The organism is Vibrio sp. OPT20, from assembly GCF_963889365.1.
In the GTDB taxonomy this organism is placed as follows: domain Bacteria; phylum Pseudomonadota; class Gammaproteobacteria; order Enterobacterales; family Vibrionaceae; genus Vibrio; species Vibrio splendidus.
On sequence record NZ_CAWPOA010000031.1, the window covers coordinates 910,217 to 921,544 of the forward strand.

Sequence of the window (11,328 nt, forward strand, 5' to 3'; positions counted from 1 at the left end):
CAGACACAAAAAAAGCGCCTTAGGCGCTTTCTTATATTTCAACGGTGTTGCTTATCTCAATGTCGCTTGGGAGAGTTTTGCTCTCATTTCCATTTCACCAATATTGAACTGGCGAACATCAATGGTTGCAATATCATTGCACTCTTTACATGCATGATGACACTTACCATCTAGGTAGTCGTGCTTTTTAACTAGGCTTGGCTTTTTGCACCAATCACAAACGCCTTCTATTGTGAACATATTCTCTCCTCACCTGTTTAAGTCAGGTGTATTTTCGGCGCAAATTATGACACAAGTAAGACCCATTAGTTAATAGTTTGTTACCCGTTTTTGAGAGGGGGATCGATTGCAACACTAATAAAATCGATATCTTTGCGACCTTGCAAATTTAATATGTGTAGTTGTTTACGGTTTTGTAACATTTTGTAAAATGGTTTTTAGCGCATTGTTCAAACGTTTCATTTCTTCGTCACATCCGTGACCATCTGGATGGTAGATCTTTGATAATTGTTTGTATCGTATCTTGATGCTTTTCTGGTCCGGAATTGAGCTAGGCGTGTAGCCAAATAGCGCACAAGCTACCTGAAAATTGTTCAAGCTCTTGTTGTTTTTCTGCTTCTTCAGTTCGTTATAGATAGTCTGAAGTTGGCGCTTTTGCTGTTTGATGGTGAAGTCTTTCGCGCTAAGTTGCGCTTCAAGTGTCTGCTGTTGCTGATTTAACTCACCAGACTTCAGGATCTGTCGCTTTCGCGATACAACCAGAGTCGCGCTGATACTCACTATTGCAATTAAAACGGCCAGTACTGCGCCGCTCATATAGTCAGAGCTTGTTAGGTTAGAACGTGTTGCTTGGTCTCTAGAAGTTAGTGCCGAAGGGAAGGTACTTGGTTGATTCGTATTGGCTTCTGCACTGACGTTGTCATTGAGCTGCTCTATCGAAGAGATTTGCTTGGCGCGTTGTTGGTTGAATTGGGCTTCGAGAACGCGATTGTAACCATCTTCTGCATCAGGGTTGTCTTTTAGGGCCGCTTCATACCATAGCTGTGCTGCATCTAATGGTTGGAGTAGATCTTTCTCAAGTGAGGACTCATAGATCTTTGCGACCTCAACTGAGGCGCGTTTGTTACCTTGCAATGCTGATTTGATAAACCATTCTAAAGCTAGCTTATTGCTTTGCTCTACACCTGTCCCTGATAAATACAATTCAGCCAGCCTAAATTGCGCATTTGCATTGCCATTATCCGCTGATTGCGAGTACCAATAAAATGCATCGCTGGTGCTCAAAGGGACGTCGACACCCGATTCATAAGCTTGAGCTAGTTGATATTGAGAGATTGGGTCTTGAGGTTGTGACTCTTGAGATTGTGGAGCTAATGAAAATTCATCACTGCTTTCTGCGTGAACGAAATGTGGAGTGGACAACGGTATCGTGGAAAAGATGAGGGATAGAAATAGAGGCCTAAGAAATGACGATGACCAGAAGTTGGATAGGATAAGCAAAAGATAAGTCTCGTAAAAAAGCCCAGTTCCGATGTATCTGGATGAATACGCTATGCGCCTGAGTGTTAAGTAGTAACGCTTAAAATAAGCGATACGAATGACAAGCAACTATATAGTGGTTAATTCAATAGATAAAGGTAACTGGGCTTTAACCGTGCTACTTAAGCGGCAAAATTTGAATTTCTACGCGACGGTTACAAGCACGACCTTGAGAGGTGTTGTTGTCACATAGAGGGTAACGTTCACCGTTACCACGAGCAATGGCACGACCTGCAGCAACGTCTTGAGAAATCAAGAATGCACGAACAGATTCAGCACGACGCTCAGAAAGGATTTGGTTAGACGACTCGCTGCCAGTGCTGTCAGTGTGACCGTCGATCACTAGGCTAGTGTCTGGGTATTCAACTAAGATACGAGCCACACCACGTAGTGTGTTGTGAATACTAGACTCTAAAGCGTAAGAGCCAGAACCAAAACCAATGCCGTTTTCTAGGCGAAGTAGAAGCTGGTTCTCACCAACGCGTTCAACTTGAACACCAGAGTTCATGAGTTCTTCACGAAGTGCAGCTTCTTGTTGGTCGAAGTAGTAACCAATACCACCACCAACGGCGGCGCCACCGGCAGCACCGATGAGTGCACGTTTACGGCGATCTTTAGAATCGTCACCAGTAGCAGCACCAGCAACGGCACCAGCGATTGCACCAATTAGAGCGCCTTGAGTTGCAGAGTTAGTCTCAGATTCGCCAGTTGTAGCATTTTGGCGTTGAGTTGCCTGACAACCCGTTAGAGCGACAGTAAGCGCTAGGGCTAGTGTGATTTTTTTCAACGTATTTCTCCATCATGTACTTCTGTCAAACGCATGGATTGCGAATGACAAACATATAGTCCTATAAGTATTATTGATGGTTTTAACAATGTGCTGAGGAAATGTAAAGAGCAAGCATTATGATTTAGCTAAATGGCATGCTCTACGATTTGGTGATTTTTTTAGCTGCTTGAGTTCCGCCAACAGGGCGGTTTACTGAAAGCTTACGACCTTTCTTCAAACCAACTTCATAGTCAGCGGTGAGGTTTTTCATCGCTTCTCTGAGTTGTTGTTTGAAGGTTTCACGGTCAATATTTTCAAATTCTTTATCAATGTAGTTATTGATTTTGTTGTTTGACTCGTCGTCCGGGGTAATGATTGGCAACTTTTCAAGCGCACCTTCTACCCAACCAGAGACGTAAGAATTCACACGACGAGTGACTTCGAGAGTTCCTGTACCAGATCCTGCAAAGCTGTTTCTGAATTGACCCGTATGCTCGTTCAATTCGCGATAAATAATATCGAAAGCAAAGGCAGCAAAGATCGCTCGATCAGCTTCACCAATGAACTCCACACGCTTAAGGCCTTTGTGGTTCAGTAATACGGCTTCTACGCCAAACTTGGTGTTAATACCGCGAATAACACGCAGCAGTGTAGAGCTGATATTTGCAGGTAACAGATGACTGGACTGAGTTTTTCCCATCTTGATAAATTCAATATCGTCTTTCTCGAGACCATATTTCAGCATCAAGTTATGCGCCATTTTTATCGCATTGGCCGCTTCATTGACGTTCGCAGAATTTCCAAGCTCAAGGCACTTGGCAATTTTCTTTAGGGCTTTTTTCTTATCCATCGACTACTTAATCATTACCGCAAATTTTGAAAAGTCCGACATTTTACATGTTTTGGCAGGTAACAGCAAAGTCAAAAGTCATTTGTTATTATGCGGGGAGCCATTTATGAAGGATGGAAGAGACGGCTTCTGGGTAATACAAAAACGCCATCAAGCGTATTGATGGCGTTAGTGACACGATTTTCCGGATTAACTAGAGTATTAGCAAACTAGATACCAAGTTCATCGAGTAGATCGGCTGCAGAATCATTACCTGAACTTTGAGCGGGCTTATTCGCTTCCTGCATTTTTTTCTGAGTAGCCTCAAGGATACTGTCTGGACATTCGTCTTCAGCGATCTCAAATTCTTCTAATTGGATGAATTCTGTCTTATCCATTGCAAGCTCTAGGTAGAAGATGTTGTTGTTTGCAGTCGAGAAGGTCACACGACGGGCTTGTGGACGATCGAGGTTAGTATCAACAGAAAGGTTTACTTGCTTGTTCAATGCCAGCATTTTCGGTTGGTTCTGTGTGATGTTGGTTTGCAGTTCTTTACGGATCTTATTGGTGAAATCACCAACTAACTGGTTCATTAACTCGCCCAAAACATCGCCCACTTCGTCTGACGTGTGCAGTACCGCCAGCTCATCTTCTGGCATGCCCATGTTACGCATGTAATTGGTATAGATCTCTAGCGCGGCTTTAGACGTAAAATTGATGACAACAAGGCCAGAAAAGCCACCGTCAAATAAGACGAAACAACCAAAGTCTGGCTTCAGACTTGTCTTGTTGATCTTTTGAACCATAGCTGAATAGGACACCTGAGAAGCCGTCGCTGAAGTGAGTACGCTTGAGACTGATTGGCATAGCTTAAGAAGAATATCTTCAGTTGTGACTGTTTTGTTTTTTTTCATTGTGATGTGCTCATGGAGATGTCTTAAACAAAATGTTATTCAGTATATTGGACTGAATTAAGACGAAAGTGACTATTTCTCCATTCTTGCACTGAGATTCTGATTTGATCACCTTTTTATATGATCTTAATAGTAGTAAAGTGACGAAATTCAAAGAAAATTATTAAAAATCTCAGATAACCCAATGCTGATTGGATCAGCGAAGTAGGGGCAGGAAGCAAATGTTACCAAGACTTCAACTTAATGCTGATGTCGATCCAGTAGTCGTACGCTTTTTAGATGAACTAAAAACAGCGGGCTTTACTGGCGACATTGAATCTCAATATTCTAGCCGTTTGGCTGTGGCGACTGATAACAGTGTCTATCAGCAATTGCCGCAGGCGGTCATCCTTCCTAAAACAACTCAAGACGTTGTGTTGCTCGGTCAAGTGGGTGCTAAATCCGCTTACGAACGCGTAACCTTTTCCCCTCGTGGTGGCGGTACCGGAACCAACGGACAATCCTTAACAAAAGGTGTTGTGGTTGACCTTTCACGACACATGAATAAGGTTCTTGAGATTAACGAGAAAGAGGGCTGGGTAAGAGTTCAGTCTGGTGTCGTTAAAGACCAATTGAATGATGCGGTACGCCCCTACGGTTACTTTTTCTCTCCAGACCTTTCTACCAGTAACCGAGCAACCTTAGGTGGCATGATCAATACCGATGCTTCGGGCCAAGGGTCGTTGAAGTACGGAAAAACGTCTGACCATGTGTTGTCGCTACAAGCGGTGTTCGCGGATGGTTCTTGTTTAGAGTCTGATTTATCACACGGCTTGCCAGTTGAGGGTGAATTTGCTCACCATGCCCTTGCGGTTACTGAGGCAGTTTGTCGAGACAAGCGCGCTCAAATTCTTAATAAATTCCCACCATTGAACCGCTTCTTAACAGGTTACGACCTAAAGAACGCAATCAACGAACAAGACGACAGCTTCGACCTGACTCGCGTCCTGTGTGGTGCAGAGGGCTCATTAGCCTTCATCACGGAAGCAAAGTTAAACCTAACCAAGATTCCAAAAGCGCGCACACTGGTTAACGTGAAATACAACACGTTCGATTCTGCGCTGCGCAATGCTCCGTTTATGGTAGAAGCGAAAGCACTGTCTGTTGAGACGGTTGATTCAAGAGTATTGAACCTAGCGAAGCAAGACATCGTTTGGCACACCGTGAGCGACCTGCTTATGGATGTTCCCAATAAAGAGATGCTTGGCATCAACATGGTTGAGTTTGCAGGCCAAGATGAAGCGGAAGTTGAACAACAAGTTCAAGCACTGACGGCACAGCTTGAAAGCATGCTTGAAACCGAAGAAGCCGGTGTGATTGGCTTCCAAGTATGCAGCGATTTGGCGAGCATTGGCCGAATCTACAACATGCGTAAGAAAGCGGTGGGTTTATTGGGTGCGGCGAAAGGCCGAGCTAAGCCGGTCGCTTTTGCTGAAGATACCTGTGTACCACCGGAAAACTTGGCCGACTTCATCTCTGAATTTAGAGTCTTACTCGATTCAAAAGAGTTGAACTACGGCATGTTTGGTCACGTGGATGCGGGCGTACTGCATGTTCGTCCGGCACTTGATCTGTGTGATCCGATGCAAGAAGCATTAATGCACGAAGTCTCTGATGAAGTGGTTAAGCTGGTGGCGAAATACGGTGGCTTGATGTGGGGTGAGCACGGTAAAGGTTTCCGTTCTGAGTATGGCCCAGACTTCTTTGGTGAGGAACTGTTTACCGAATTAAGACGTGTTAAAGCAGCGTTCGACCCGCACAATAAGATGAACCCAGGCAAGATCTGTACGCCGTTAGAAAGCGATGCTGAGTTGGTGAAAGTCACCGATACCAAGCGTGGCTTCTATGACCGTCAGATCGACGTACAAGTTCGAGATAGCTTCAAACAAGCCATGGAATGTAATGGTAACGGCTTGTGCTTCAACTACGATACTAGCTCGCCAATGTGTCCTTCGATGAAAGTCACTGCAGACCGTCGTCATTCGCCAAAAGGCCGCGCAGGTTTGGTAAGAGAGTGGTTGCGTCAGTTAACGGAACAAGGCGTCGATATTCTCGATTTAGAGCAAGAAGCGCTGAAGGACAATACTCCGGTTAAAACCATGGTTGAGCGTGTTCGTAACACGATGAACAAACGCCATGAATACGATTTCTCGCATGAAGTTCACGAAGCGATGAACGGTTGTCTTGCATGTAAAGCGTGTGCGAGCCAGTGTCCTATTAAAGTCGATGTGCCGAGTTTCCGTTCTCGATTCTTGAACATCTATTACTCGCGTTATCAGCGCCCAGCAAAAGACTATTTAGTTGCTAACATTGAAACCATGCTGCCGCTGATGGCGAAAGCGCCGAAAGTTGTGAACGCAGCATTGGGTCAAAAGTGGATACAAACCGCAACGGCTAAAACGGTCGGTTATGTTGATGCACCACTGATGTCGGTGCCTACGCTAAAAAATCGTTTGGCGAGTAAAGAACTGCAACTCTTCGACTTACAGTACTTAGAAGGCTTGTCTTCTGAGCAGAAGAAACAGCATGTACTTATCGTTCAAGACCCGTTTACTAGCTTTTATGATGCAGAGGTAGTTGAAGACTTCGTTACTCTGGCTCAAAAACTGGGCAAAACTCCGGTACTGCTGCCGTTTAAGCCCAATGGAAAAGCGCTGCACATTAAAGGCTTCTTAAGTCGCTTTGCGCATGAAGCGAAATCAACATCGGATTTCTTGTCGATGGTGGCGGATATCGGTATTCCTTTGGTGGGTGTTGATCCTGCACTGGTACTTTGTTATCGCGATGAATACGTCGAGATCTTAGGTGACAAGCGTGGCGACTTTGATGTGCTCACCGTGCATGAATGGTTAATGCCATCGTTAGGTGAGTTCGAAGCGCGCTCAGCAAGTGAAGAGATGTGGTACTTGTTCGCTCACTGTACAGAGAAGACCAAGATGCCGAACGCTGAAAAAGAGTGGGGCGCTATCTTCAAACACTTTGGTGCTGCGTTAACCAGCGTTCCTGTCGGCTGTTGTGGTATGGCGGGTACTTTCGGCCATGAAGTGGATAAACTGCAAATGTCGAAAGACATATACGGTTTAAGCTGGAAACCTCAAATGCAGGACTTACCAAAAGATCGTTGTTTGGTGACGGGTTACTCTTGCCGTAGCCAAGTGAAGCGTTTTGAAGGTGAGAAGCTTGCTCACCCATTACAGGCGCTAGCAAAAATTCTTTAATACATTTAGCCCAGCAATTGCTGGGCTTTTTTCTAAACTAACAAAGGAATGTTAATAAGGAAAAGTATGAAATTTCTAGAATTAAAAGTACCACCCGTTGCACTGTTCATTATTGTATTCGTAGCATCATACTTCTGCGCTCAGCAGTTGAGCCAAGGGGCACTGGCACTACCTTATGGAATGGTTGTGCTAGGCATCGGGATCATATTGAGTGGTGTGATTGGAATATCAGGCATATGGGAATTCCGAAAACAGAAAACCACCGTTAACCCGATCAAAGTCGAAACCGCTTCTGCAGTGGTGGACAGTGGAATCTTTGGCTATACACGAAATCCAATGTATTTAGGGCTATTCATCCTGCTATTTTGCTTTGGCTACTTCTTCCAGAATATCTTCAGTGTGCTACTCAGCTTTGGCTTCGTAATCTACATGAATCACTTCCAAATCAAACCCGAAGAGCGAGCTCTAGAGCAATTATTCGGTGCGGAATATGTTGATTATAAACAAAAGGTTAGACGTTGGATCTAGTTTTGACTTGAGTGCAGGCTTGAGTGTCTTCGTGTAGTCAGGGATCGTACTAAAAAAGCCCAGCTTGAGATTATCAAGCTGGGCTTTTTTGATCTTATTCTAGAGCTTATTTACATCGAGATGTGTAAATAAGGATGCTGATTAAGCAGCGGCTGCGAACTGAGCTAGGAACATCTCTTTACGCTCGTTGAAGCGGTTTACTAGGTCGTCGACAGAAGCTTGGTCGTATGGCTTAAGGCCACTTGCTACCATGCGTTTCACGCCTTTACCGACTACTTCGCCGTCTTCTTTGAAATCGAAGTTCAGAGTCACGATGCCACGTTTGCCTTCAACATCAAAAGTCGCACCAGAGAATTCAACTTCTGGGTGAGACAGGTCTAGGCGAGTAAATTCAACTTCCATGCTCTCGTAAATCACAAGAGGGCGTTGGCAGTTGATCATCATCTGTTGCTCTTCCATAAGAGGAACCATGATGTGTGGGAAGTTCATACCAGAGAACTTAACGTAGTTTGTTACTACGTGTTCGATGAATGCTTGGTCGTGGCTCTTTTCACCTTCACAAGACATGTGTAGGTACTCTTTGCCTTTCTCGTCAATCAGTGAGCTTTCTTTCTCACACTTGTTGTCAACGCTTAGTGCAATACCGTTACCCACCATACCTGAAAAATCAAAACGCATTTTTTGGCTGATGCCTTCTTTCTGCAGAAGAACTGCAAACAAAAGGTCGCCAGGCACGCAGAAGCGCTTGTTGTCTTCATCGTGAATTGGGTTGAAGTCAGCGGCTACTTTTTTAGCAAAGTGGCTAGCCTGTTCACGAGTGAATTGAAATTGATTGTCTTCGGTAGAAAAGTAAGGTGTCAGAAACATAGTATCGCTATTAGTCATCAAATCTGGGGTGGATTATAGCTAACTAACTTCGTTCTAATGGTCTATCCAGTTAACTTTGCTTATATATCAGTCAATTAGATAAATACGTTGGATGGTATGTGACGATTTGAAGGGAAATATGGCCTTTGGCTCAATGCAACAAGGGCTAATCGATAGCCCTTGTTTATATGACACTCTAATGGGTGTTGTTTAGAATGTTTTTGCTTTAAAAGCTACTCAAAGTGCCTTCTGGCATTAGGTGATTATGAACGGATAATTTGAGCAATAAGTTCGCTTGTTCAATATCCGGAGCAAAATATCTGTCTTTGTCGTAGAAGCTGACTTTCTCACGCAAAATCTGTTTTGCTTCTTCCACACGAGGAGAAGATAGATTCGGAGCACGGAAGTCTAGCCCTTGTGCTGCTGCTAAATATTCTACTGCCAATATCCCACGGGTGTTTTCAGCCATGTATCTAAGCCTACGAGCGGCAAAGGTAGCCATTGATACGTGATCTTCTTGGTTTGCTGATGTAGGAAGGCTGTCTATTGACGCAGGATGAGCCAATGTTTTGTTCTCACTAGCCAGTGCTGCCGACGTTACTTGAGCAATCATAAAGCCCGAGTTCACGCCGCCGTTGTCGACCAAGAAAGGTGGAAGTTTGCTTAGCGCACTATCAATCAACAACGCCATTCTACGCTCTGACAAGCTACCGATTTCAGCTATCGCTAGTGCAAGGTTATCGGCTGCCATTGCGACAGGTTCTGCGTGGAAGTTACCGCCCGAAATGATGTCGCCATCGTCAGCGAAAACTAGCGGGTTGTCGGATACGGCATTTGCTTCAATGTTTAAGGTTTCTGCTGAATTACGAATCTGCTGTAAACACGCCCCCATCACTTGAGGCTGACAACGCAGTGAGTAAGGGTCTTGAACCTTTTCACAACAAGTGTGTGATTCACCAATCTCACTCTTTTGATCAAGCATATGGCGGTAAGCAAGTGCTGCATCCATCTGGCCACGATGACCACGAACGCGATGAATACGCGGATCAAACGGACGACGGCTACCCAGCGCGGCTTCAACAGACATCGCGCCACACACGGTTGCAGACGCAAACAAGTCTTCAGCTGCGAACAGACCTTCTAATGCAAAGGCTGTCGATGCTTGTGTGCCGTTTAACAGAGCTAAGCCTTCTTTCGGCGCTAACGTGATTGGCTCCAAACCAGCGATCTGCATTGCTTCTAAGCCAGTGATGATCTTGCCGTTGTGACGTGCTTGGCCTTCACCTAGAAGTACCGTACTCATGTGGGCGAGGGGAGCGAGGTCTCCAGAAGCACCCACAGATCCTTTTTGTGGAACACACGGATAAACCTGTGCGTTAACTAGATCGATAAGAGCATTGATGACCTTGAGTCGGATACCCGAGTAGCCACGAGACAAACTGTTAATCTTTAGCACCATCATCAAACGCACAGTCTCATCAGACATGAATTTACCAATGCCCGCCGCGTGAGAAAGTACGATACTTTTCTGCAGTACTTCGAGATCTTCAGGGGCGATTTTGGTATTCGCTAATAAGCCAAAACCCGTGTTGATGCCATACACAGTGCGATCTTCAGCAATCACTTGTTCGACAACGTGCATACTCGCTTCAATATCTGGGATTGCAGCAGGGTCGAGTGATAAATTCACAGGACTACGGCTAATCTTACGCAGTTCGGGTAGGCCTAGAAGTCCTGGCTTAAGTAATAAATTCAACATGTTCTCTCCAGAAATTAAAGGCGACGAAGTTCTTCGTTTAGCATAGGTAAATCAAGCTTCTGCTCTTTAGCACACTGCTTGGCAATATCGTAACCCGCATCAGCATGACGCATAACGCCTGTTGCTGGGTCGTTGTGAAGTACACGAGCAATGCGCTGTGATGCATCTTCACTGCCGTCACAACAAATCACCATTCCGGAGTGTTGTGAGAAGCCCATGCCAACGCCGCCACCGTGGTGCAGAGAAACCCATGTTGCGCCACCTGCAGTATTTAGAAGGGCATTCAATAGAGGCCAATCTGATACGGCATCTGATCCATCCATCATGCCTTCTGTTTCGCGGTTCGGGCTCGCTACTGAGCCTGAATCTAGGTGGTCACGACCGATAACAACTGGTGCTTTTAGTTCGCCATTTTTAACCATTTCATTGAATGCTTGGCCTAAACGTTCACGATCTTTCAAACCAACCCAACAAATACGAGCGGGTAAGCCTTGGAACTGAATGCGTTCACGCGCCATATCTAGCCAGTTGTGTAGATGTGGGTTATCTGGAATCAGTTCTTTTACTTTTTGGTCTGTTTTGTAGATATCTTCTGGGTCGCCAGAAAGGGCAGCCCAACGGAACGGACCGATGCCTTCACAGAATAAAGGACGAATATAAGCAGGAACGAAACCTGGGAAATCAAATGCGTTTTCCACACCTTCTTCAAGTGCCATTTGGCGAATGTTGTTGCCGTAATCTACGGTCGCAGCGCCACGGTACTGAAGATCTAGCATAGCTTGTACTTGAATGGCCATGGACTGCTTAGCGGCTTTCACTACTTTAGCTTCATCAATGGTTCGTTCTTGTGCTGCTTTCTCCATCGT

The 11,328-nt window shown here is 45.1% G+C and carries 10 protein-coding genes; 2 read left to right on the forward strand and 8 right to left on the reverse strand.

Annotated elements, in window-relative coordinates:
* Positions 1-51: 51 nt before the first annotated feature.
* From AACR09_RS05205 to AACR09_RS05225, 5 genes are all read right to left on the reverse strand, one after another.
* A complete protein-coding gene (locus AACR09_RS05205) occupies positions 52-240 on the reverse strand; it encodes a hypothetical protein (RefSeq protein WP_004733419.1) in 189 nt (62 codons plus the stop codon).
* A gap of 165 nt (positions 241-405) precedes the next feature.
* Positions 406-1,500 (reverse strand): tetratricopeptide repeat protein, encoded by a 1,095-nt coding sequence (locus AACR09_RS05210; RefSeq protein WP_193836107.1) that lies wholly within the window; start codon positions 1,498-1,500, stop codon positions 406-408.
* Positions 1,501-1,657: 157 nt separating this feature from the next.
* Positions 1,658-2,326 (reverse strand): OmpA family protein, encoded by a 669-nt coding sequence (locus AACR09_RS05215; RefSeq protein WP_004733421.1) that lies wholly within the window; start codon positions 2,324-2,326, stop codon positions 1,658-1,660.
* Between the two features lie 142 nt (positions 2,327-2,468).
* A complete protein-coding gene (locus AACR09_RS05220) occupies positions 2,469-3,158 on the reverse strand; it encodes a DUF2786 domain-containing protein (protein ID WP_004733422.1) in 690 nt (229 codons plus the stop codon).
* A gap of 209 nt (positions 3,159-3,367) precedes the next feature.
* On the reverse strand, positions 3,368-4,051 hold the full coding sequence (locus AACR09_RS05225) for a DUF3334 family protein (protein WP_004733423.1): 684 nt from the start codon (positions 4,049-4,051) through the stop codon (positions 3,368-3,370).
* Positions 4,052-4,272: 221 nt separating this feature from the next.
* Here AACR09_RS05225 and ydiJ point away from each other — a divergent pair, with 221 nt between their 5' ends.
* Both ydiJ and AACR09_RS05235 read left to right on the forward strand, forming a co-directional pair.
* A complete protein-coding gene (gene ydiJ, locus AACR09_RS05230) occupies positions 4,273-7,308 on the forward strand; it encodes a D-2-hydroxyglutarate dehydrogenase YdiJ (RefSeq protein WP_193836109.1) in 3,036 nt (1,011 codons plus the stop codon).
* 66 nt (positions 7,309-7,374) lie between these two features.
* Positions 7,375-7,836 carry a methyltransferase family protein gene (locus AACR09_RS05235; protein WP_193836110.1) on the forward strand — a complete coding sequence of 154 codons (462 nt, stop codon included), beginning with the start codon at positions 7,375-7,377 and terminating at the stop codon, positions 7,834-7,836.
* Positions 7,837-7,977: 141 nt separating this feature from the next.
* Here AACR09_RS05235 and AACR09_RS05240 read toward each other — a convergent pair whose 3' ends face one another.
* The 3 genes from AACR09_RS05240 to hutU form a co-directional block, all read right to left on the reverse strand.
* Positions 7,978-8,703 carry a DUF3581 domain-containing protein gene (locus tag AACR09_RS05240; RefSeq protein WP_017063595.1) on the reverse strand — a complete coding sequence of 242 codons (726 nt, stop codon included), beginning with the start codon at positions 8,701-8,703 and terminating at the stop codon, positions 7,978-7,980.
* A gap of 226 nt (positions 8,704-8,929) precedes the next feature.
* Positions 8,930-10,462 carry a histidine ammonia-lyase gene (hutH, locus tag AACR09_RS05245; protein ID WP_086049202.1) on the reverse strand — a complete coding sequence of 511 codons (1,533 nt, stop codon included), beginning with the start codon at positions 10,460-10,462 and terminating at the stop codon, positions 8,930-8,932.
* A 14-nt stretch (positions 10,463-10,476) separates the two neighbouring features.
* A partial coding sequence (gene hutU, locus AACR09_RS05250; RefSeq protein WP_228010934.1) for a urocanate hydratase occupies positions 10,477-11,328 on the reverse strand: 852 nt, incomplete at its 5' end.

Bases quoted from the DNA above. Each gene is read 5' to 3' on its own strand.
- hutH (WP_086049202.1), bottom strand. From the start codon at position 10,462: ATGTTGAATTTATTACTTAAGCCAGGACTTCTAGGCCTACCCGAACTG.
- AACR09_RS05205 (WP_004733419.1), bottom strand. From the start codon at position 240: ATGTTCACAATAGAAGGCGTTTGTGATTGGTGCAAAAAGCCAAGCCTA.
- ydiJ (WP_193836109.1), top strand. From the start codon at position 4,273: ATGTTACCAAGACTTCAACTTAATGCTGATGTCGATCCAGTAGTCGTA.
- AACR09_RS05235 (WP_193836110.1), top strand. From the start codon at position 7,375: ATGAAATTTCTAGAATTAAAAGTACCACCCGTTGCACTGTTCATTATT.
- AACR09_RS05225 (WP_004733423.1), bottom strand. From the start codon at position 4,051: ATGAAAAAAAACAAAACAGTCACAACTGAAGATATTCTTCTTAAGCTA.
- AACR09_RS05240 (WP_017063595.1), bottom strand. From the start codon at position 8,703: ATGTTTCTGACACCTTACTTTTCTACCGAAGACAATCAATTTCAATTC.
- AACR09_RS05220 (WP_004733422.1), bottom strand. From the start codon at position 3,158: ATGGATAAGAAAAAAGCCCTAAAGAAAATTGCCAAGTGCCTTGAGCTT.